Below are 21,025 nucleotides of genomic sequence, written 5' to 3' on the forward strand. Positions count from 1 at the left end.
CGCCTGCGGGGCCTGGCAGTCTTCAAGGCCCTTGCGCGCCGCAAATCACGCTTTCGTCCCGAACCCGGTTCCTGCGCGTCCCCCGCTTCCGTGCGTGGGTGGGGGACGCGTCCGTGGTGCTGCTTACTTCTCGGTGACCCCTGCGGAGTCGAAGGTCGCCACCTCGTGCATCGCGCGTGCCGCGCTCTGGACCAGGGGGAGGGCCAGGAGGGCGCCGGTGCCTTCGCCGAGGCGCAGGTCGAGGTCGACCAGGGGGCGCAGGCCCAGCTTGTTGAGGGCGGCCACGTGGCCCGGCTCGGCGCTGCGGTGGCCCGCGATGCACGCCGCGAGGGACTCCGGGGCGATGGCGCGGGCGACGAGGGCCGCCGCGCCCGTGGAGACGCCGTCGAGGATGACCGGGGTACGGAGCGAGGCCGCGCCCAGGATCAGGCCCACGAGGGCCGCGTGCTCCAGGCCGCCGACCGCCGAGAGGACGCCGATCGGGTCCGCCGGGTCCGGCTTGTGCAGGTCGAGGGCGCGGCGGACCACGTCCACCTTGCGGGCGTGCGTCTCGTCGTTGATGCCCGTGCCCCGGCCCGTGACCTCGGCCGCGTCCGCTCCGGTGTAGACCGAGATCAGTGCCGCCGACGCCGTGGTGTTCGCGATGCCCATCTCGCCCGTGAGCAGGGCCTTGTTTCCGGCCGCCACGAGGTCGCGGGCCGTTTCGATGCCCACCTCGATCGCCGCGAGTACCTCTTCGCGGGTCATCGCCGGGCCCGTGGTGAAGTCGGCCGTGCCCGGGCGGACCTTGCGGGGCAGGAGGCCGGGCGTGGCCGGGAGTTCGGACGCCACGCCCACGTCGATGACGCAGACCTCGGCGCCGACCTGGTTCGCGAAGGCGTTGCAGACCGCTCCCCCGCCGAGGAAGTTGGCCACCATCTGGCCCGTGACCTCCTGCGGCCACGGGGTGACGCCCTGGGCGTGGACGCCGTGGTCGCCGGCGAAGATCGCCACGGCGGCCGGCTCCGGGATCGGGGGCGGGCAGACGCGGGAGAGACCCGAGAGCTGCGCGGAGATGATCTCCAGCATGCCCAGGGCCCCGGCGGGCTTCGTCATGCGCTTCTGGCGTTCCCAGGCCTCGCCGAGCGCCTTCGCGTCCAGCGGGCGGATGTTCGCCACGGTCTCCTGGAGGAGGTCGTGCGGCTCCTCGCCCGGCAGCGCGCGGCGGCCGTACGTCTCCTCGTGGACGACCCAGGCCAGCGGGCGGCGCTTGGACCAGCCCGCCTGCATCAGCTCGGGCTCCTCCGGGAACTCGTCGACGTAACCCACGCAGAGGTACGCGACCACTTCGAGGTGCTCCGGGAGGCCGAGGGCACGGACCATCTCGCGCTCGTCGAAGAAGCTGACCCAGCCGACGCCGAGGCCCTCGGCACGGGCCGCCAGCCAGAGGTTCTCGACGGCGAGCGCCGAGGAGTACGGGGCCATCTGCGGCTGCGTGTAGCGGCCGAGCGTGTGGCGGCCGCCCCGGGTGGGGTCGGCGGTCACGACGATGTTCACCGGGGTGTCGAGGATGGCCTCGATCTTCAGTTCCTTGAACTGCTTCGCCCGGGCCTTCGGCAGCGACTTGGCGTAGGCCTCGCGCTGACGCTGCGCCAGCTCGTGCATCGTCTGCCGGGTCTCGGCCGAGCGGATGACGACGAAGTCCCACGGCTGCGAGTGGCCCACGCTGGGCGCGGTGTGGGCCGCTTCCAGGACGCGGAGCAGCACCTCGTGCGGGATCGGGTCGCTGCGGAAGCCGTTGCGGATGTCACGGCGCTCGCGCATCACGCGGAGCACCGCCTCGCGCTCGGCGTCGTCGTAGCCGGGGGCCGGCGCGGATTCCGGAGCCTGGGATTCCGGATCCAGGGATTCCGGAGTCAGGGATTCGAGGGCCGGAGATTCGACGGCCTGGGATTCCGGATCCTGAGATTCGGGAGCCTGGGATTCCGGGGCCTCGGCGACCAGTACCTCGGTGGCGGGTGCCTGTACGTCGGTGGTCTCGGTGGCGTCCTGCGGCTCCGGCTGCGGGGCGGTCGGGGCTTCGGCGGTGGCCTGGGGCTCCTGCTCGACCGGAGCCTCGGCGACGACCGGAGCCTCGGCGACGACCGGGACCTCGGCGACGACGGGGGCCTCGGCGGGCACTGCCTCCACCGGCGCCTCGGCCGGGGCCTCTCCTGCAGGGGCCTCGACAGGCGCGGGCTCCGCGACGGTCTCCACCGGCTCGGGGGCGGTCTCGGCCGGGACCTCGGCGGGGGCCGCTTCGGCGAGCTCGGCCTCGGCCGGCTGCGCCGGGGCGGGCTCCTCCACGGGCTGCACGACCTCGGGGGCCTGCTCGACCGGGACCTCGGCGACCGGCTCGGCGACCGGCTCGGCGACCGGCTCGGCCGGGACCTCGGCGGCGGGTTCGGCCACCTGCGGCTCGGCCTCCGGGGCCGGTGCGGGCGTCTCGGCGACGGGCTCGGCCTCGCGCGGGGCGGGGACCGTGGCCTCGGGTGCGGTCTCCTCGGGCGCCGGGGCTGCCTCGGGGGCCGGCTCCAGGACGGCCTCAGGCGCCTCGACGGGGACCTCGGGCGTCGGCTGCGGCTCGGCGGGCTCCGGCGCCTCGGCGGGCTGGGGCGCCTCCGCCGTCGGGACCGGGGCGAGGTGCGGGGTCGTCGGGACGGAGCCCTCGACCTGGACGAACTGGCCCTGCGGCGGGACGACCGTTTCTGCGGGGGCCTGCGGCGCGACGGGCTCCTGCGGCTGCGCGACCCACGGCTCGGCGCCCTGCGGGGCGAGCTGCTGGTCCTGCGCGATCTCGAAGTACTCGGGGCCGGTGGTCGGCGGGCCCGGGTTCCGCACCGGCATCGGGGCGGGGGCCGTGGCCACGAGCGGCTCGGGGGCCGGGGCGGGCTGCGGGGCCGGGGCGGGCGCGGCGGCGGCCGGGCCCCGGTCGGCGAGGGAGAGCACGACGCCGCCGGTGGCGTCGGGCACCGGCGGGCCCATGTGGAGCGGGCGCCGGGGCGGCTGCGGGGCCGGGGCCGGCGGGGGCACGCGGACGCCGCCGAGGTCGACGGAGCCGGTGTCGCGGCCGGCGGCCTCGTGGGCGCCGGTGTCGAGGATGCCGGGCTCGTAGCCGTGCTCGGTGACGACCGGCTCCTGCGGGGCCACGGGGACGCCGTGCGCGGGGGTGCCGAACGGCACGCCCTGCGGCGGGGTGTGGCCCTGAGGGGCGGTCAGCACGTCGGCGAGCGCGACCCCGTCGGGGAGCGGGCCCGTGAGCGGGTCCGGCAGCGGGTCGGTGAGCGGGTCGCCCATCGGGGCCGGAGCCTCCGGGACGGCCGCGTGCGGCATGCCCTGGTTCGGGACGACCGGCGGCGGCACCGCGACCGGCGGCGCGGGCACGACGCCCGGCGGGTGCTCGCTCCAGGCGCCCTGGGCGCCCGGCATCAGCAGTACGTCGTCGTCCTCGGTGGTGTGCTCGGAGGGGTCCAGGAAGGTGTACGCGCCCGGAGCGGGGATGCCCGGCTGTTCCACCATGCCTGCGTTCTCCGGCAGCCCCTCGCCCGGGACCTGGCCGGTGTCCGTCATGCGTACCCCTCGCCCATCGCTTGTGTTCCTTCAGACCTGCGCCCGTCGACAAGAACGAGCGCGCGCGCCGCGCGGCACGAGGCGCGCGCGAACATCCACACATTGTCGCGGCCCTCGGCCATCGTGGCAGGAAGATTCGCCACGGTGCGCTGTGGACTGCGCCACGTCGCGCGGTCCCCCTTTGTCACGTACCACATCGGTGACACAAAGCGGCCACCCATTCGGGACATTGGCGAACAGACCGCCGAACATCCCGGTGCGGTACAACAATCGGCCAGCCTACCCTGCCCGGGTGGGGCGGCCGGGTCACGGGGCGCGGTCGATCCTGCGTCCGGACAGCAGGAACACGACCGAACGCTCGCGTTCCGACCAGTCGCCGGGGTCGAGTCCGACGGTCTGGAGGAGGAGGCTCTCGACGGCGTAGCCGCCGTCGGCGAGGGCGGCGCCGATCGCCTCGGCCTCGTCGCGGGTGGAGGCGTGGGCGACGATCCGCTCCGGACGCCGGTCGGTGCAGGCGGTGACGACGGGGACCCCGCCGGCCGCGATCCGGACGACGTCGGGCTCGGGCAGGCTCTCCAGGACGTGCGGGGCACGGCCCGGGACGGTCTGGAGGGGCACTCCGTGGCGGCGTGCGGCCCGCTCGGTGCGGCCGCAGGCGGCCGGGTCGGCGTCCACGGCGATGACGGCGGCGCCGAAGCGGGCGGCCTCGACGGAGAAGGCGCCGCCCGCGCAGCCGATGTCCCAGACGAGGTCGCCGGTGCGGGGCCCGAGGCGGGCCAGTTGGGCGGCTCGGAGGGCGGGGTCCGCGCCCGCGCCGGTGTGCGCCCGTCCGGTTCCGGGGCCTTCGCCCTCGGAGTCGTACTCCTCGACGGGAAGGCCCCAGCCGCGGACCGTGCGCGCGGCCGGGTCCTGGCCCATCAGCCAGGGGGCGGTGGGGACGCCGCCGGTCGCTCCGCCGATGACGAGGACGACGTTCGGGTCGCGCCAGGTGTGGTCGGCGGCCTTGTCGGAGGTGAGGACGGAGACCTGCTCGCGGTCGGTGCCGAGCTCCTCGCAGACGACGAAGGTGCGGTGGACGCCTTCGAGGAGGAGGGCGAGTTCGGCGGGTCCGGCGCCCGGGGAGGTGAGGACGGCGACCTTGGGGTGGGCGCGGCAGACGTTGACGGCGCGGCGCAGGGTGCGCTGGTGGGCGACGACGATCCGGGCGTCCTCCCAGGGCATGCCGGCCCGTGCGAAGGCGGCGGCGACGGAGGAGACGGCGGGGACGACCTCGACCTCGAGGCCGTGCTCGGGGGCGCGCAGGGTGCGGACGACGCCGAAGAAGCCGGGGTCGCCGTCGGCGAGGACGACGGCGGTGCCGCGGTGTCCCGCGATGCGGCGGGCGGCGAGGTCGACGCTGCCGAGGCGGATGCGTTCGGCGCCGGGCGGCACCTCGGGCAGCGCCAGGTGGTGGGCGGCGCCGGCGACGAGGGTGGCGGCGGACAGCGCGGAGCGGGCCGCCGCGGTGAGGGGCGAGCCGTCCCAGCCGATCACCGTGACGCGGTCGGCCATCGTCGTCTGTCTCCCTGTGGTGTTGTCGCAGGTCGGGGGCGTGCCGAGCGTACCCCGGGTTCGTCGGGGGCTCAGCTCCAGTCGGTGTACGAGGAGTAGCCGGCCTCGGCCATCTGGTCGGCGACGCCGTCGAGGTCCTCGGGGAGGAGGCCCCAGACGATGAAGTCGGTGCGCAGTTCGGTCCAGGCGCCGTCCTCGGTGCGGGTGCGGGCTATGCAGGCGTTGCGCAGGACGCCTTCGCTGATGCAGCCGATCTTCTGGGCGACCTGCTGGGAGGCGGTGTTGTCGGCGGCGGTGCGCAGTTCCAGGCGTTCGAACTTCTGGTCGCCGAAGAGCCACTGGGCGGTGGCGAGCGCGGCTTCGGAGGCGTAGCCCTCGCCGCGGGCCCAGGGGGCGATGATGTAGGACATCTCGGTGGAGCGGACCCGCCAGTTCGTGTTGCTCAGCTGGACGATGCCGACGAGCCGCTGGGTGAGGAACTCGGTGACGGCGAGGTCGAGGCCTCGGCCGGCGGTGCGTTCGGCGGGGGCGTACTCGGTGATCCAGCGGTGTGCGGCGTCCTCGGTGTACGGCTGGGGCACGGCCGTCCAGGCGGCGACCATCTCGTCGTTCATCATCTCGGCGAGGGCGGGGGCGTCCGCCTCTTCGAGCGCGCGCAGCACCAACCGGTCCGTGTTGATGGAGATGTCCGGAAAGGTGGTAGTCATGCTCAGCTCCATGCCGTGGACCGTCCGAATCGACCGTGAACGCACAGCATGCAGCATGCGGCCGCCGGTGCGCATGGCCGGGTGGGGTGTGGCGAAGGCCCCGCGCACCGGACGGGGTGCGGGGGGCCTTCTGCTCAAGGACTGTACGGGGGAACCGGTCTGACGGTCCCTCGGGTGCGGGGCCTGCCCGGTGGCCTTACTCGGCGGCGCCGAAGGCCGGGATGACCGAGCCCTTGTAGGTGTCCTCGATGTACTTCTTCACCTCGGGCGAGTTGAGGAGCTTGGCGAGCTTCTGCACGCGGGCGTCCTTCTCGTTGCCGGCCTTGACGGCGAGGAAGTTGGCGTACGGGTTGCCCTCCGCCTTCTCCAGGACGAGGGCGTCCTTCGCCGGGGAGAGCTTGGCCTCGATGGCGTAGTTGCCGTTGATGACGGCGGCGTCCACGTCGTTCAGGGCGCGGGGCACGGTGGCGGCCTCCAGCTCCTTGAACTCCAGGCCCTTCTTGTCGGTGATGTCGGAGAGCTTGGCGTCGGTGCCGACGCCGTCCTTGAGGGTGATGAGGCCGTTCTCGGCGAGGAGGTGGAGCGCGCGGCCCTCGTTGGTGGTGTCGTTCGGGACGGCGACGGTCTGGCCGGCCTTGATGTCCTTCACCGACTTGAGGCTCTTGGAGTAGAGGCCCAGCGGCTCCAGGTGGACGTTGACCACGGGGACGATGGTGGTCTTGTTCTTCTTGTTGAAGTCGTCGAGGTACGGCTTGTGCTGGAAGAAGTTGGCGTCGACCTGGCCGGACTGGGTGGCGGTGTTCGGCAGGACGTAGTCCGTGAACTCCTTCACCTCCAGCTTCAGGCCGGCCTTCTCGGCCAGGTTGTCCTTGACGAAGTTGAGGATGTCGGCGTGCGGCGTCGGGGACGCGGCGACGACGAGCGGCTTGTCGGCGGAGCCGGCCGCGTCCTTGGCGGAGGACGGGTCCGAGGAGGTGCCGCAGGCGGTGAGGCCGAGGGCCAGGGCGGCGGTGGCGGCGATACCGGCGGCGAGCTTGATGTTCTTACGCACGAAGAGTGCCTCTTTCCGGTGGAGCGGTGGACGCCTGGACAACAAGTCCGGGCTGTTCTTCGAAAACGAAGTCTTGGGGTGGCCGGGGGCCGTTACGCGGTACGGCCCCGGCGGGCGAGGAGTCGGACGACTCCGTCGCCGATGAGCTGGACGACGGTCACGATGGCGACCAGGACGACGACGGTGACCAGCATGAACGTGGTGTCGAAGCGCTGGTATCCGTAGGTGACGGCCTTGGAGCCGAGGCCTTCGCCGCCGACCGCGCCGGCCATCGCCGAGTAGCCGATGAGCACGATCACGGTGGTGGTGACGCCCGAGATCAGCGAGGGCAGGGCCTGCGGGAGCAGCACCTTGCGGACGATGGTGGGGATGCCGCCGCCCATGGCCTGGACGGCTTCGACCAGTCCGTGGTCGACCTCGCGGATCGCGGTCTCGACGAGGCGCGCGAAGAAGGGGATGGCGCCGATGGCGAGCGGCACGATCATCGCGGTCGGGCCGATGAAGGTGCCGACGACGAAGGTCGTGAAGGGGATCAGGGCGATCAGCAGGATGATGAACGGCAGCGAACGCCCGACGTTCACGATCGCACCGACGACCTTGTTCACCGGCCGGTTCTGGAGCAGTCCGCCCTTGTCCGTGAGGACGAGGAGGATGCCGAGCGGCAGGCCGCCGAGGACGGTGACGACGGTGGCCCACAGGACCATGTAGAGGGTGTCGATCGTGCCCTGTTCGAGCAGGGGCTGCATCTCCGACCAGGTCACTTGGCACCTTCCTTCACCAGCACGTGCGCGGTGTCCGCGACGGGCGCGTCGTCTTCCACGAGTTCGACCTGGAGGCCCTGCTCGCGCAGGAAGCCGACCGGGACGACGTTGTCCTCGTACCGTCCGGGGAGTTCGATCCGCATCCGGCCGATCTGCTTCCCGCCGACGGTGTCCATCGCCGCCCCGAGGATCGAGATGTCGATGTTGTACGTGCGGGAGAGCTGGGAGATGACCGGCTGGGTCGCGGCCTCGCCGTGGAACGTGACGTCGACGACGGTGCGGTCGGGGCCCGTGGGGGCGCCGCTGACCGGGAACAGCTCGGCCGCCAGCTGGGAGCCGGGGGTGGCGAGCAGTTCGCCGACGGTGCCGGACTCGACGACGCGGCCGCGCTGCATGAGGGCGGCGGAGTCGCAGATCGTCTTGACGACGTCCATCTCGTGCGTGATGAGCAGGACGGTGAGGCCGAGCTGCCGGTTCAGGTCGCGCAGGAGCTGGAGGATGGAGCGGGTGGTCTCCGGGTCGAGGGCGCTGGTGGCCTCGTCGGAGAGCAGGACCTTGGGGTTGCCGGCGAGGGCGCGGGCGATGCCGACGCGCTGCTTCTGGCCGCCGGAGAGCTGGCCGGGGTAGGACTTCGCCTTGTCGGCGAGGCCGACGAGGTCGAGGAGTTCCAGGGCGCGGCGGGAGCGTTCGGCGCCGGAGACGCCGAGGATCTCCAGGGGGAGTTCGATGTTGTCCTTGACCGTGCGGGAGGACAGCAGGTTGAAGTGCTGGAAGACCATGCCGATGCTGCTGCGCGCCCGGCGCAGGTCCTTCCCGGCGCGGCGGCTCTTCCCGGCGAGGGCGGTGAGGTCGACGCCGTCGACGGTCACCGTGCCGGAGGTGGGGCGCTCCAGGAGGTTGACGCAGCGGATGAGCGAGGACTTGCCGGCGCCGCTCTGGCCGATCACGCCGAACACCTCGCCCTCGCGGACGTGGAGGTCGACGCCGTCCAGAGCGGTGACCTGCCGGCCGCGCGACTCGTAGACCTTGGTCAGGCCCGAAGTGGTGATCACAGGGGTTTCCGTCACTGTCGAGTGCGCGACGCGGGGTCCGTCGTGCACGGGGCATTCGTCATTTCGGACAGTCAGGCGCACGGGGAGGCTGCTCCGGCTGGTGGCCGGGCGGCAGCGGTGCGCGGGGCAGGCACGGTCCGGCGCCGGATGGCGGTCGGATCGGCTCGGCCGTCGGGGTCTCGCTTCGGGGCGCGAGGCTCAGGCGGGGGCCCTCAGAAGGCGCACATTCGACACATACAACGAGCACCGGGCGTCGTGTTCGCCTCGGTCGCAAGGGTGCGGCTGCTCGTCGTGGTCATGTCTGCAAGTAAAACATGCGCAGCTGCGAAGGGAAGGGGGCTGTCCGAATAGCGGACACCGTTGAGACGCCATGCGGACGCGGTGGTGGCGGTGTCCGGCGCGCCTTCCCGTGCGTGGCCTGGAGGGACGCGCCTTCGGGTCCGGTCGCGGCGGGGAGGGTGATCCGGTACGGGATGTGGCCAAGGCCACGCGGCCGGCGGGGCGCGGCGAGCCGGGGGGTGAGCGCATCGGGCCATTCGGACCGTAATACCCTCGGGCGCATGCTTGACGTCCTGACGGTCGCGGTCTCCGTGGCCGCGCTCGCCCTCGCCGCCTGGTGCGGCTTCGCCGCCTACCGGGACCAGTCCACCAAGGACTGGCACTTCATCGGCATGGCCGTGGTGACCTTCCTGGTCCTGGTCCAGCTGATCGTCGGCATCGTGCAGCTGGCGCGCGGCGAGAAGGCCGAGGAGGGCACGACGATCTTCGTCGCCTATCTGCTCGGCGCGCTGTGCGCGGTGCCCATCGCCGGTTTCATGTCGCTCGCGGAGCGCAGCCGGTGGGGTTCGGCGACGGTGGCGGCCGGCGCGGTCGTCCTGGCCGTGCTCGAAGTGCGTCTCTACGACATCTGGACGGTGGGCTGACCATGACCGCGACCGAGACTCCCGGGACCGAGACCCGGGGAAGGGCCCGTCTCGTCACGGGTCCGGGCATGCTGCTCGTCTGGCTGTACGGCGTGATGTCGGTCGGCGCGGTCTCCCGCTCGATCTACCAGATCGCCGGTGAGTTCGACCGTGCGCCGCTGGCCTACAGCCTGTCGGCGGTGGCGGCGGTCGTCTACGTCTTCATCACGTACACGCTGGTGCGCGGCGGCGAGAAGGCCCGCAGGGCGGCGCTGGTGTGCTGCGCCGCCGAGCTCGCGGGCGTGCTGATCGTGGGGACCTGGACGCTGGTGGAGCCGTCCGCCTTCCCGGACGCGACGGTCTGGTCGGACTTCGGCTACGGCTACGTCTTCATCCCGGTGCTGCTTCCGCTGACCGGCATCTGGTGGCTGCGGAAGGCGGCCAAGGCCGCCCGGTAGGCGACGGGGGGTCAGGGGCCGCCCTAGGCGGCCTTCTCCAGGGTCACCAGGGTGAGCTTCGGGCCGACCTCGCGGGTGCCGACCTGCGCGTACCCCTTGCTGCGGTAGAGGCGCAGATTGCCCTCGCTGCGGTGGCCGGTGAAGAGCCGGAAGCGCTTGGCGGACGCCGACGCCGTCTCCTCGGCCTCGGCGGCGAAGTGGCGCTCGATGCCGTCGAGGAGGCGGCCGCCGAGGCCGTGCCGCTGCATGCGCGGGTGGACGATCAGCTTGGCGATCCGCACCGTGCCGTCCTCGTCGAGGCGGGCCCGCACGGAGGCGACGACCTCCTCGCCGAGCCGGGCCACGAGCCCGTACCCCTCGTCCAGTTCGGCGCGCAGGGCGTCGAGCGACTGGGTGAGCGGTTCGATGGACCAGTCCCCGTACAGCTCCGCCTCGCTCTGGTAGCAGAGGTACTGCAGCTTCAGGATGTGCTCCGCGTCCCGCGCGTCCGCCGCTGAGATGGTCACACTCAGGCCCATGTGTGCACGCCTCCCGCTCATCTGGTCGATCATCGGTTTACCGCACCCTTCCCCGTCGACCCGGGGCGGGAACCTCTGCCGCCAGCATTCTGCGCAAACATCCCAGGCAACGGGAACGCATCGGCCCCAGACTGCCCTGTGAGATACCCAACTCTCCTGCGATTTCCCGGTAGGTGGGGTCCTCCGGGTCGAGCATCGCGGTGAGCACCTTCGGGCAGCGGCCGGGGGTCCTGGTGACGGCGGCGCGCAGGGTGCGGCGCCCCTCGGCGACCAGCAGGGAGTGCTCAGGGGAGCCGTGGGGCTCGGCGCCGCCCGGCTCATCGGCGGGTTCGTCCCGGTAGGGGCGTTCCCGGTCGTGGGTCCTGCGGGCTCGGCGGGCCTCCGCGCGGACGGCGCGGCGCAGCCATTCGGCGGGCCGTTCGGGGGCGGTGCCGGTCTCCTGGAGCCGTTCCAGGAGGCGGAGCCAGACGGCCTGTTCGAGGTCGCCCGGGTCGATGCCGGCGGCCGGTGCCTCGGCGTCGGACTCGGCGGAGAGCAGCGGGGCGAGGGCGGCGAGGAGGCCGGCGTCGGGAAGCGTCTCGGGGGAGGTCATGACCGGCACGATGCCGGGGTGCGCGGCCGTGGTTGCGGTGCCGGGCGTAAACCACCCGGGAGGGGGTCGTACCGGGCGTAAACCACCCGGGAGGGGGTCGCGCCGGGCGTACGACCCCCTCGTCTCGGGTCAGTCGCGGGCGGCGAGGTCCGCGGCGGCGAGCCGGGCGGTGTCCGGGTTGTCGGAGAAGATGCCGTCGATCCCCGTCTCCAGGTACCGCTTGAGGGCTCCGAAGGCGTCGCCGTACGCCGTCGGGTCCGTGCCCTTGCGGAAGTCCGCGGGCAGGAAGGTGTTCTCGTTGCGGTGCGTGTACGGGTGGAGGATCAGCCCCTCGGCGTGCGCGTCGCGGACCAGGGTGGTCGGGGTGCCGAGCCGGCCGCTCGCGTCCTTGGGGATGACCAGGTCGAGGGTGGGGCCGATGCCCTTGGCGTACGAGGCCATCCAGCGCAGGCCCTCGGGCGTGACCAGGTCGGCGACGGTGCGCGGGTCCCCGGCCTCGACGAAGTCCCAGGGGCGGCTGCTCGGGCCGGAGAGCAGGACGACGCCCGGGGCGTCCACCAGCTCGGCCAGGCGCTGGATGCTGCTGGGCTCGAAGGACTGGAGGAAGACCGGGGAGTTCGCGCGGTGGCGTCCGTACCGGCGCAGGAGCTTGGCGAGGCGCTCCTCCAGGCCGAGGCCGAGGGAGCGGAAGTAGCTGGGGTGCTTGGTCTCGACGTGGAGCCAGATCTCGCGGCCGCGGCGGCGGCCCTCCTCCTCGGCCCAGTCCAGCACCTCCTCGAAGGTGGGGACCGTCCAGCGGCCGTCGTAGAGGGTGTTCTCCTGGCGGGTGGCGGGAATGCGCTCCTTGGCCCGCAGGGTCTTGAGCTCGGCGAGCGTGAAGTCCTCGGTGAACCAGCCGGTGAGCGTGACCCCGTCGACGGTCTTGGTGGTCTTCCGGGAGGCGAACTCGGGGTGGTCGGCGACGTCGGTGGTGCCGCTGATGTCGTTCTCGTGACGGCAGACCAGGTGTCCGTCCCGGGTGGGGACGAGGTCCTGCTCGACGACGTGGGCGCCGAGGTCGAGGGCGTGCCGGTAGGAGCCGAGGGTGTGCTCGGGGCGGTAGCCGGCGGCGCCCCGGTGGCCGATGACGATCGGGACGGGGAGGGAGCGGTAGCCGTGGCCGCGGCCGGGCGTGCGGTCCGGGGCGTCCGCCCGCGCGGTGCCGGCCGCGAGGGTCGTGGAGGCGCCGAGGACGGTGGCGCCCGCCGCTCCGAGAACCGTGCGCCGTGCCGGGGTCCGGCGTTCGCCCTGGGTCATGGGGGATCCTCCTGTGTGTACCGCGGTCTGATGTCCCGCACCTGTCGACTGTTGTCCCCGACGCTAGGCAGCGGGCCCCTACGGGCGGCAGACCTCGGCCGAACATGGCGGAAACACACGTCAACACTGCGTATCCACTCGGTGAACCCGATGTGCGCGTGAGGGTGACCCGCGAGTATCGTCGCCAGCTGCAACCGTCGTCTCGACAACTCGACCGACCCGCTTCCCACCGGAGGAACCGTTGTCCCGTCATGCGATCATCAAGGCAGTGCTCGGGCCGGTCATGCGCCTGATGTTCCGCCCCCGCGTGGAGGGCGCCGAGAACATCCCCGGTACCGGTCCCGTGATCCTCGCGGGCAACCACCTGACCTTCATCGACTCGATGATCATGCCGATCTGCCTGGACCGTCCGGTCTACTTCATCGGCAAGGACGAGTACGTGACGGGCAAGGGCGTCAAGGGCCGGGCGATGGCCTGGTTCTTCACCAGCGTCGGCATGATCCCGGTGGACCGGGACGGCGGCCGCGGTGGTGTGGCGGCGCTGATGACGGGCCGTCGGGTGCTCGAGGAGGGCAAGATCTTCTCGATCTACCCGGAGGGCACCCGCTCCCCCGACGGCCGGCTGTACCGGGGCCGTACGGGCATCGCGCGGCTGACCCTGATGACCGGGGCGCCGGTGATCCCGTTCGCGATGATCGGCACCGACAAGATCCAGCCGGGCGGCGCGGGCTTCCCGCGGCCGGGCCGGGTGACGGTCCGCTTCGGCGAGGCGATGGAGTTCTCGCGGTACGACGGGATGGACCGCGACCGGTACGTGCTGCGGGCGGTGACGGACTCGGTGATGGCCGAGGTGATGCGGCTGTCCGGGCAGGAGTACGTGGACATGTACGCCACGAAGGCGAAGGCCGCGTAGTCCGGCTCACGAACGTCGAGGTGCCCCGTACGGCCGACGGCCGTACGGGGCACTTTCGTATGCGCCGGACGCGTCAGTGCTCGACGCCCTCCTCCAGCTTCTGGCCCTTGAGGAGGAACCAGGCCGCGACCGCGGTCGCGAGGAGGACCGCCGCGCCGACGCCGGCCGCGATCCGCAGGCCGTCGACGAAGGCCTCCTGGGCGGAGGTCACCAGGGCGGTCGCCGTCTCGGGGGCGAGGCCGCCGGAGGCCTGGACCGCGCCGCCGAGCGACTCGTGGGCGGCCGCCGCGGTGTCCGAGGGGACGCCGGCCGGGGTGGCGAAGCCCCGGTAGACGCCGGTCACGATGGAGCCGAGGACGGCGATGCCGAGCGCGGCGCCCAGTTCGTACGCGGTCTCGGAGACGGCGGAGGCGGCTCCGGCCTGCTCCTTCGGGACGCTGGAGAGGATCACGTCGGCGGTCACGGTGAAGGCGAAGCCGGCGCCCACGCCGACGACGAGCAGGGAGGCGCCGAGGATCGGGTAGCCGGTGTGCTGGTCGAGCGTCGTCAGGACGGCGAGGGAGAGACCGACCGCCGCGAGGCCGCCGGCCACCACGGACCGTACGGAGAAGCGGCGGGCCACGAGACCGGCGACGAGACCGGCCGTCACCGAGCCGATCGCGGCCGGAAGTTCGGCGAGTCCGGCCTCCAGGGGCTCACGGCCCTGGACCAGCTGGAAGAACTGGGACAGGAAGAACACCAGGCCGGAGAGGCCGAGGACGGTCAGCAGGTCGGCGAGGACGGCACCGGAGAAGCCGCGGTTGCGGAAGAGCCGCATGTCCAGGAGCGGCGCGGGCAGGGTCAGCTGCCGACGGACGAACCAGGTCAGGGCGGCGACGCCGGCGAGGGCCGCGACGGCGGCGTCGAGGGTGGGGCCGTGGGAGGCCAGTTCCTTGATCGCGTACACGATCCCGATGACGCCGACCAGGGAGAGGGCGACGCTGGGAAGGTCCCAGGGGCCCGGGTTCGGGTTCTTCGACTCGGGGATCAGCTTGGCGCCGACGAGGACCAGGACGGCCATGACGGGCAGGTTGATGAGGAAGACCGAGCCCCACCAGAAGTGCTCCAGGAGGAACCCGCCGACGACCGGGCCGACGGCGGCGCCGGCCGAGGCCATGGCACCCCAGATGCCGATGGCGAGGCTGCGCTCGCGCGGGTCGTGGAAGAGGTTGCGGATGAGTGCCAGGGTCGACGGCATCAGGGTCGCGCCGGCGACGCCGAGGAGGGCGCGGGCGACGATCATCGTCTCGGGGCTGTTCGCGTAGGCGTTCAGGACCGAGACGGCACCGAAGGCGGCGGCACCGATCAGCAGCAGCTTCTTGCGGCCGATGCGGTCGCCGAGGCTGCCCATGGAGACCAGGAGTCCGGCGATGACGAAGGAGTAGACGTCGCCGATCCAGAGCAGCTGGGTGCCGGAGGGTTCGAGGTCCTCGGAGAGGAAGGGGGTGGCGAGGCCGAGCACCGTGGCGTCGACCGCCACGAGGAGGACGGCCAGGACGAGCACGGAAAGGGCGAGCCACCGGCCGGGGCGGGGTCCGCCCTCGATATGGCTCTCGGTCCTGATGCTGGTGGTGGTCACTTCTCCACGCTCCTGCGCGCTCCGCCGAGCAGCAGCTCGACGATCATGTACTGGAAGTCCTTGGCGGCGACCCGGCCGTCCTGCACGGCCCAGGCGCCGGAGCCGATGAGCCCGTAGAAGGCCTCGGTGAGCCAGGCGGGGGTCAGGTCGATGCGGAAGACGCCCTCTTCCTGGCCGCGCCGGAAGAGCGCGGAGACCCGGGCGTCGAGGCGTGCCCAGCCTTCGTTCAGCTGGTCGCCCTCGAAGAGCTGGTTCTCGGTCACGAGGAACGAGAGCAGCGGCGCGACGGGCTCGACCTCGCCGACCAGCCGCCGTACGGCCTCGTCGGCGGGCCCTTCGTCGGTGCGCGCCCGGTCGTGCGCCGCCTCCAGCTCCTGGAGCCCGAGCTCTTCGAGCGCCCGCACCAGCGCGTCCCGCCCGGCGAAGTGCCGGTGCAACGTGGCCCGCCCGATCCCGGCGGCCCGGGCGACCTCGTCCATGGTGGCGGTCGCCTTGCGGGTGAGCAGGGCGGCGGCGGCACGGAGCACCTGGGTGCGATCGACTGACATGAGACAACCATACACCCAATGAGACATCAATGTCTCATTCGATAATTCAACGCCTCACCGCAGGCGGGAGCGGAATGCTGTGAACATGACGAAGCCACTGCTGCTGATCGATGTCGACGGGCCGCTGAATCCGTACGCGGCGCAGCGCGAGCGGCGCCCGGAGGGGTACGAGACGCATCGGATGAGTCCCACGGCCTGGGCGGGCGCGAAGCCGCTGCGGGTGTGGCTCGATCCGGATCACGGGAGCGAGCTGATCGCACTGTCCGAGGCGTACGAGCTGGTGTGGGCGACGACCTGGAAGGGCGAGGCGAACGACTGGATCGGGCCCCATCTCGGGCTCCCCGAACTGCCGTTCATCGACTGGCCGAAGATGCACGGAGCCGCCCCGCGCGGGACGTTCTGGAAGACCCAGTACATCCTGGAGTACGCGGCGGGGCGGCCGTTCGCATGGGTGGACGACGACATCACGCCGTACGACCACGAGTACGTGGAGCGGAACCACCTCGCCGCCGCCCTGTTGCTGCACGTCGACCCCAGGCTCGGACTGCTCCGGCCGGACTTCGACGCGCTCGCGGAGTGGGCGGCGGCGCTGTGACGCGCTGAGGGTTACTTCTTCTTGGCCTCGGCCCAGGCGTGCTGGATCACCAGGTCCGCCTTGACCTCGACGAGCTGGGTGGCGACCGCCGAGGGGGCGGTGCCGCCGCGGCCGTTGCGGGAGGCGAGGGCGCCGGGGACGTTGAGGACGGTGCGGACCTCGGGGGTGAGGTGCTCGGAGATCTTGACGAACTGCTCGTCCGTCAGCTCGTCCAGCTCCTTGCCCTCGGACTCGGCGACCTTCACGCACTCGCCGGCGACCTCGTGCGCCACCCGGAAGGGCACGCCCTGCTTGACCAGCCATTCGGCGATGTCGGTGGCGAGGGAGAAGCCGGCCGGGGCCAGTTCCTCCATGCGGTCGCGGTTGACCGTGAGGGTGGCCATCATGCCGGTGAAGGCCGGGAGCAGGACCTCCAGCTGGTCGCAGGAGTCGAAGACCGGCTCCTTGTCCTCCTGGAGGTCCCGGTTGTAGGCGAGCGGGAGGGCCTTGAGGGTGGCCATCAGGCCGGAGAGGTTGCCGATGAGGCGGCCGGACTTGCCGCGGGCCAGCTCGGCGATGTCCGGGTTCTTCTTCTGCGGCATGATCGACGAGCCGGTGGAGAAGGCGTCGTGCAGGGTCACGAAGGAGAACTCCTTCGTGTTCCAGATGATGATCTCCTCGGCGATCCGCGAGAGGTTGACGCCGATCATCGCCGTGATGAAGGCGAACTCGGCGACGAAGTCGCGGGAGGCCGTGCCGTCGATCGAGTTCCCGGCCGAGCCCCGCTCGAAGCCGAGGTCCTTCGCCACCGCCTCCGGGTCGAGCCCGAGGGAGGAGCCCGCGAGGGCGCCGGAGCCGTACGGGGAGACGGCCGTCCGGGTGTCCCACTGGCGCAGCCGCTCGGCGTCCCGGGAGAGGGACTGGGCGTGGGCGAGGACGTGGTGGGCGAAGAGCACCGGCTGGGCGTGCTGGAGGTGCGTACGACCGGGCATGGCGACGTCCGCGTGGGCCTCGGCGAGGCCGACGAGGGCGTCCTGGAGGTCGGCGATCAGGCCGCCGATGATCCGGGCGTGGTCGCGCAGGTACATCCGGAAGAGGGTGGCGACCTGGTCGTTCCGGGACCGGCCGGCGCGCAGCTTGCCGCCGAGCTCGGCGCCGAGGCGCTCCAGGAGGCCCCGCTCCAGGGCGGTGTGGACGTCCTCGTCGGCGATGGTGCCGACGAAGGAGCCGTCGGCGACGTCCGCCTCCAGCTGGTCGAGTCCGGCGAGCATGCGGGTCAGCTCGTCCTCGGTGAGCAGGCCGGCCTTGTGCAGCACGCGCGCGTGGGCACGGGAACCGGCGATGTCGTACGGCGCGAGACGCCAGTCGAAGTGGACCGAAGCGGAGAGCTTCGCCAGGGCCTCGGCGGGGCCGTCGGCGAACCGTCCGCCCCAGAGCCGGACGTCACCGTTGTTGCTGCTCACTGCTGCTCCTCGATCGAACGTGGGCGGATGACGCAAGGTCGACGTTGATAGGCATAACTATGCGGATGGCCGTATGTTTTGTCAATCACGGTCCGTGGGAGGCGAAATTCAGGGGCGTCCCCCTCCACCCTGTCCCTACGCTCCGTCCATGGACGACACCCACACCGCGGCAGCCACCCGACTGGCCGGGGGAACACCGCTCGCCTCGGCCATCGACACCTCGGACGCCACCGCCTGGACGGGTCTCGACCTCGCCGTGCGGGAGCTCGCCCGCTTCCGTCCGCCCACGCCGCCCGAGCACGCGCGGGCGACCGGCCGCCGCTTCCGGTGGAAGCGGAACGCGCCGCCGCCCTCCCCGCCCCCGCCCCGCCGCGAACCCGACGCGCCCGAACCCGCCGTCGCGCTCTGCCACCCCGACGGCCGGACACGCGAGGCGGCCCTCCGTCGCGCGGCCGGCCTCCCCGCCCCCGACCTGCTTCCGCTGCTGCCCCTCGTGGCGATCCGCTGCGCGGACTGGGCGGAGCCCGTACGCGAACCCGCCCGCGACCTGCTGCGGACCGCGCTCCCCCGTGTCGGGCCCGAGACGATCGCCGTCCTGGCCGCCGTCGTCCTGCGGATCGCGGCGCGCCGGCACGGCGAGGCCGCCCGGACGATGCTGGAGGCGGCGCTCCGGGAAGGCCCGGGGCCCGTCCTCGACGCCGTCCTCGCGAGCGGGGACCGGGCGGTCCGGCGCCTCGCGCACCGGATCGCGGTCGAGCGGCGGCACTTCTCCCCCGAGCGGTTCGCGGCGGCCGCGGCCGGCGACCCGGACGGGGTGGTCCAGGACATCTGCGCGAACGGCGCGGTCGCCGGGGTGGGCCCGGAGACCGGGGACGAGGTGCTCCTCCCGCTGCTGCGCTCCCCGTACTCCCGGGTGCGCGCCGCCGGCGTCACGGCGCTGCGCCGGGCCGGACGCCCCGGGGAGGCCGAGGCGTTCCTCGCGGACCGGTCGCCCATGGTCCGGGCGTGCGCGCGGTACGTGCTGCGGCAGTACGGCATCGAGGCCGCCCCGCTCTACCGGGCCCTGTGCGCGGACGGGTCGACGCCCCCGGCCGCGCCCCTCGGGCTCGCCGAGTGCGGCGCGCGCGAGGACACCGCCCTGCTGTGGGACCTCACGGAGCACCCGCACCCCGGTGTGCGCGCCCACGCCGTGGCCGGACTGCGCGTCCTGGACGCGGTGGACACGGCGCGCCTGACACCGCTCCTCGACGACCCCGCGCCCGGGGTCGTACGGGAGGCGACGGCCGCCCTCGCGCCGTACGCGGTCCGGCTGCCGGTGGAGCCCCTGCGGGCGCGGCTCGGCACGGGACATCCCCGGCACGTGCGCGTGGGGGCGTTCCGGCTGCTGATCGCGCAGGGCGGCCCGGGCCTCCGGGAGATCGCCTGGTCGCTGATCGACGACGCCGAGCCGAAGCTGCGCGCCAACTCCCGGGCGATGCTCCGGAGCTGACGTCACGACCGGAGAGACGTCTCCGTGGAGGACACCGGGAAGGGGGAGAATCGGGCCATGGGAAAAACATACGAGCACATCGACGGGCGGCTTCGGGCCTTCATCGAGGAGCAGCCGGTCTTCTTCGCCGCGACCGCTCCCCTCTCCGGTGACGGTCACGTCAACCTCTCCCCCAAGGGCCGCCGGGGCACGCTCGTCGTGCTCGACGAACTGACCCTCGCCTACGTCGACTTCGGCGGCAGCAGCGCCGAGACGATCGCGCATCTGCGGGAGCCGGGGAACGGGCGGATCACCCTGATGTGGACCGCGTTCTCCGGGCCGCCGACCGTCGTGCGGGTGCACGGGACCGGCGAGGTCGTGCTGCGGGACGATCCGCGGTGGGGCGAGCTGTTCGCACGGTTCCCCGCCGAGGCCGTCGAGGGGCAGGGCAGCGCGCGGGCGATCGTCCTCGTGCACGCGCGGCGGGTCAGCGACGCCTGCGGGTTCGCCGTCCCGCTGATGGAGTACCAGGAGGACCGGTCGCTGCACGCCGAGTACTTCAACCGGAAGACGGACGAGGAGTTCAACGCGTACTGCGAGCGGAAGGAGCACATCGCGAGCAGCCTCGACGGACTGCCCGCGCTGCCGCTCCCGCTGCCGCCGCTGCCCGCCGAATAGCCCCGTACGAGAGGCGGGGGGTCCCGTGCGGTCCTGGCGTCGCGGCCATGCGCACTCTGCTCGTCCTCGGCGCCGCCCTGCTCTCCCTGGGCGCCGCGCCCTCACCCGCACCCGCATCGCTGCCCGAGCGGATGGCCGACACCGGCGGGGGCTCGCAGCTCATCACCGCCGAGGCCCCGGACACGGGTGCCACCACGGGGACGCTGACCTGGTGGGACCGGCGGGGCGGGCGGTGGGTGGAGGCCGGGTCCGCGCCCGCCCGGTTCGGGGCGAAGGGGCTCGCCGAGGGCGCCTCGCGCCGGCAGGGCACGTCCACCACGCCCACCGGGCTGTACCGGCTGCCGTACGCCTTCGGGGTGCGGGCCAGGCCCGCCGGGACCCGCTTCCCGTACGCCCGGGTCACCGAGCGGTCCTGGTGGTGCCAGGACAACCACGCGCGCGCGTACAACCGCTGGGTCGAGGGGCTGCCCGGGGACTGCCGCGCGACCGAGGCCGAGCACCTCGCCTCGTACGGCACCCCGTACGCGTACGCGCTCGTCATCGGCTTCACCTACGAGCGTCCGGTACGCGGGCGCGGGGCCGGGATCTTCCTGCACGTCGACGGGCGCGGGGCGACCGCCGGCTGCGTCTCCGTACCGGCCGACGCGATGCGCGCGGTCCTCGCCTGGGCGGATCCCGCGCGCCGACCGCACATCGCCGTCGGAACGCGGGGCGGTCCGACGGCGATCACGCGGTACTGAGCTGTTTCCGCCGCTACTTCTGGGCCAGTTTCAGCAGGTGGTCGGCGAGCGCCTGGCCGCCGACCGGGTCGCGGCTGATGAGCAGCAGGGTGTCGTCACCCGCGATCGTGCCGAGGATGGCGTGGAGTTCGGCCTGGTCGATGGCCGACGCGAGGAACTGGGCGGCGCCCGGCGGGGTCCGCAGCACCACCAGGTTGGCGGAGGCCTCGGCGGAGATCAGCAGTTCGCCGGAGAGGCGGCGCATGCGCTCCTCCTTGGCGGACTCGCCGAGCGGCGCCTGCGGGGTGCGGAAGCCGCCCTCGCTGGGCACCGCGTAGATCAGCTCGCCGCCGGTGTTGCGGATCTTCACCGCGCCGAGCTCGTCGAGGTCGCGGCTGAGCGTCGCCTGGGTGACGCTCAGCCCGTCGTCCGCGAGGAGCTTGGCGAGCTGGCTCTGCGAGCGCACCGGCTGCCGGTTGAGGATGTCGACGATCCTGCGGTGGCGTGCGGTGCGGGTCTGCGGAACGGACGGCCCGCCGTGCTCGTTCTCCTGCGCGTCGGTCATCGT

The 21,025-nt window shown here is 72.8% G+C and carries 20 protein-coding genes; 7 read left to right on the forward strand and 13 right to left on the reverse strand.

The features are described 5' to 3' along the window. Nucleotides 1–123: 123 nt before the first annotated feature. The 6 genes from cobT to ACFYUS_RS17895 form a co-directional block, all read right to left on the reverse strand. Nucleotides 124–3,588 carry a nicotinate-nucleotide--dimethylbenzimidazole phosphoribosyltransferase gene (gene cobT, locus ACFYUS_RS17870; protein WP_388852225.1) on the reverse strand — a complete coding sequence of 1,155 codons (3,465 nt, stop codon included), beginning with the start codon at nucleotides 3,586–3,588 and terminating at the stop codon, nucleotides 124–126. 306 nt (nucleotides 3,589–3,894) lie between these two features. Continuing rightward, nucleotides 3,895–5,139 carry a precorrin-6y C5,15-methyltransferase (decarboxylating) subunit CbiE gene (gene cbiE, locus ACFYUS_RS17875; protein WP_388852228.1) on the reverse strand — a complete coding sequence of 415 codons (1,245 nt, stop codon included), beginning with the start codon at nucleotides 5,137–5,139 and terminating at the stop codon, nucleotides 3,895–3,897. 71 nt (nucleotides 5,140–5,210) lie between these two features. Continuing rightward, the gene (locus ACFYUS_RS17880) at nucleotides 5,211–5,846 is read right to left on the reverse strand and encodes a GNAT family N-acetyltransferase (RefSeq protein ID WP_388852231.1); all 636 of its coding nucleotides are present in this window, start codon (nucleotides 5,844–5,846) and stop codon (nucleotides 5,211–5,213) included. 196 nt (nucleotides 5,847–6,042) lie between these two features. Beyond that, the gene (locus tag ACFYUS_RS17885; protein ID WP_388852234.1) at nucleotides 6,043–6,897 is read right to left on the reverse strand and encodes a MetQ/NlpA family ABC transporter substrate-binding protein; all 855 of its coding nucleotides are present in this window, start codon (nucleotides 6,895–6,897) and stop codon (nucleotides 6,043–6,045) included. Between the two features lie 92 nt (nucleotides 6,898–6,989). Continuing rightward, the gene (locus ACFYUS_RS17890; protein ID WP_388852237.1) at nucleotides 6,990–7,658 is read right to left on the reverse strand and encodes a methionine ABC transporter permease; all 669 of its coding nucleotides are present in this window, start codon (nucleotides 7,656–7,658) and stop codon (nucleotides 6,990–6,992) included. Continuing rightward, nucleotides 7,655–8,710 carry a methionine ABC transporter ATP-binding protein gene (locus ACFYUS_RS17895; RefSeq protein WP_388852240.1) on the reverse strand — a complete coding sequence of 352 codons (1,056 nt, stop codon included), beginning with the start codon at nucleotides 8,708–8,710 and terminating at the stop codon, nucleotides 7,655–7,657. Before ACFYUS_RS17895 ends, ACFYUS_RS17890 begins: the two co-directional genes overlap by 4 nt. 560 nt (nucleotides 8,711–9,270) lie before the next feature. On the opposite strand from ACFYUS_RS17895, the gene ACFYUS_RS17900 reads away from it, so the two are divergent. Both ACFYUS_RS17900 and ACFYUS_RS17905 read left to right on the forward strand, forming a co-directional pair. Then, complete coding sequence (locus ACFYUS_RS17900; protein WP_388852243.1) at nucleotides 9,271–9,633, forward strand: hypothetical protein; 363 nt, start codon at nucleotides 9,271–9,273, stop codon at nucleotides 9,631–9,633. 2 nt (nucleotides 9,634–9,635) lie between these two features. Next, a complete protein-coding gene (locus tag ACFYUS_RS17905; RefSeq protein ID WP_388852245.1) occupies nucleotides 9,636–10,070 on the forward strand; it encodes a hypothetical protein in 435 nt (144 codons plus the stop codon). Between the two features lie 23 nt (nucleotides 10,071–10,093). Here ACFYUS_RS17905 and ACFYUS_RS17910 read toward each other — a convergent pair whose 3' ends face one another. The 3 genes from ACFYUS_RS17910 to ACFYUS_RS17920 all read right to left on the reverse strand — a co-directional run bounded on the left by ACFYUS_RS17910 (nucleotide 10,094) and on the right by ACFYUS_RS17920 (nucleotide 12,476). Continuing rightward, nucleotides 10,094–10,588, reverse strand: coding sequence for a GNAT family N-acetyltransferase (locus ACFYUS_RS17910; RefSeq protein WP_388852248.1), 495 nt, complete (start codon nucleotides 10,586–10,588; stop codon nucleotides 10,094–10,096). A 37-nt stretch (nucleotides 10,589–10,625) separates the two neighbouring features. Beyond that, a complete protein-coding gene (locus tag ACFYUS_RS17915; RefSeq protein WP_388852251.1) occupies nucleotides 10,626–11,180 on the reverse strand; it encodes a sigma-70 family RNA polymerase sigma factor in 555 nt (184 codons plus the stop codon). Nucleotides 11,181–11,309: 129 nt separating this feature from the next. Then, nucleotides 11,310–12,476: a glycerophosphodiester phosphodiesterase gene (locus ACFYUS_RS17920; protein ID WP_388852254.1), complete on the reverse strand. Its 1,167-nt coding sequence runs from the start codon at nucleotides 12,474–12,476 to the stop codon at nucleotides 11,310–11,312. Nucleotides 12,477–12,717: 241 nt separating this feature from the next. Between ACFYUS_RS17920 and ACFYUS_RS17925 the strand changes: the two genes are divergently transcribed. Continuing rightward, on the forward strand, nucleotides 12,718–13,389 hold the full coding sequence (locus ACFYUS_RS17925) for a lysophospholipid acyltransferase family protein (protein WP_388852257.1): 672 nt from the start codon (nucleotides 12,718–12,720) through the stop codon (nucleotides 13,387–13,389). 73 nt (nucleotides 13,390–13,462) lie between these two features. Here the strand turns inward: ACFYUS_RS17925 and ACFYUS_RS17930 are convergent, their stop codons facing one another. Next, nucleotides 13,463–15,007, reverse strand: a complete 1,545-nt coding sequence (locus ACFYUS_RS17930) for an MFS transporter (protein ID WP_388852260.1) — start codon at nucleotides 15,005–15,007, stop codon at nucleotides 13,463–13,465. Beyond that, nucleotides 15,004–15,555: a TetR/AcrR family transcriptional regulator gene (locus ACFYUS_RS17935; RefSeq protein ID WP_388852263.1), complete on the reverse strand. Its 552-nt coding sequence runs from the start codon at nucleotides 15,553–15,555 to the stop codon at nucleotides 15,004–15,006. The genes ACFYUS_RS17930 and ACFYUS_RS17935 overlap by 4 nt, the downstream gene beginning before the upstream one ends. 85 nt (nucleotides 15,556–15,640) lie before the next feature. Here ACFYUS_RS17935 and ACFYUS_RS17940 point away from each other — a divergent pair, with 85 nt between their 5' ends. Continuing rightward, nucleotides 15,641–16,150 carry an HAD domain-containing protein gene (locus ACFYUS_RS17940; RefSeq protein ID WP_388852266.1) on the forward strand — a complete coding sequence of 170 codons (510 nt, stop codon included), beginning with the start codon at nucleotides 15,641–15,643 and terminating at the stop codon, nucleotides 16,148–16,150. Between the two features lie 11 nt (nucleotides 16,151–16,161). Here the strand turns inward: ACFYUS_RS17940 and argH are convergent, their stop codons facing one another. Then, nucleotides 16,162–17,592 carry an argininosuccinate lyase gene (argH, locus tag ACFYUS_RS17945; RefSeq protein WP_388852269.1) on the reverse strand — a complete coding sequence of 477 codons (1,431 nt, stop codon included), beginning with the start codon at nucleotides 17,590–17,592 and terminating at the stop codon, nucleotides 16,162–16,164. A gap of 148 nt (nucleotides 17,593–17,740) precedes the next feature. On the opposite strand from argH, the gene ACFYUS_RS17950 reads away from it, so the two are divergent. Genes ACFYUS_RS17950 through ACFYUS_RS17960 form a run of 3 tightly spaced genes read left to right on the forward strand, consistent with a single transcriptional unit; the run spans nucleotide 17,741 to nucleotide 20,478 of the window. Then, the gene (locus ACFYUS_RS17950; protein ID WP_388852272.1) at nucleotides 17,741–19,081 is read left to right on the forward strand and encodes a hypothetical protein; all 1,341 of its coding nucleotides are present in this window, start codon (nucleotides 17,741–17,743) and stop codon (nucleotides 19,079–19,081) included. 57 nt (nucleotides 19,082–19,138) lie between these two features. Continuing rightward, the gene (locus ACFYUS_RS17955) at nucleotides 19,139–19,738 is read left to right on the forward strand and encodes a pyridoxamine 5'-phosphate oxidase family protein (RefSeq protein ID WP_388852274.1); all 600 of its coding nucleotides are present in this window, start codon (nucleotides 19,139–19,141) and stop codon (nucleotides 19,736–19,738) included. Between the two features lie 47 nt (nucleotides 19,739–19,785). Beyond that, nucleotides 19,786–20,478, forward strand: coding sequence for a L,D-transpeptidase (locus ACFYUS_RS17960; protein WP_388852277.1), 693 nt, complete (start codon nucleotides 19,786–19,788; stop codon nucleotides 20,476–20,478). A gap of 13 nt (nucleotides 20,479–20,491) precedes the next feature. On the opposite strand, the gene ACFYUS_RS17965 is transcribed toward ACFYUS_RS17960, so the two are convergent. Then, nucleotides 20,492–21,022: an arginine repressor gene (locus tag ACFYUS_RS17965; RefSeq protein WP_030214728.1), complete on the reverse strand. Its 531-nt coding sequence runs from the start codon at nucleotides 21,020–21,022 to the stop codon at nucleotides 20,492–20,494. Nucleotides 21,023–21,025 lie beyond the last annotated feature (3 nt).

Source organism: Streptomyces sp. NPDC004284, assembly GCF_042874035.1.
Lineage (GTDB): Bacteria > Actinomycetota > Actinomycetes > Streptomycetales > Streptomycetaceae > Streptomyces.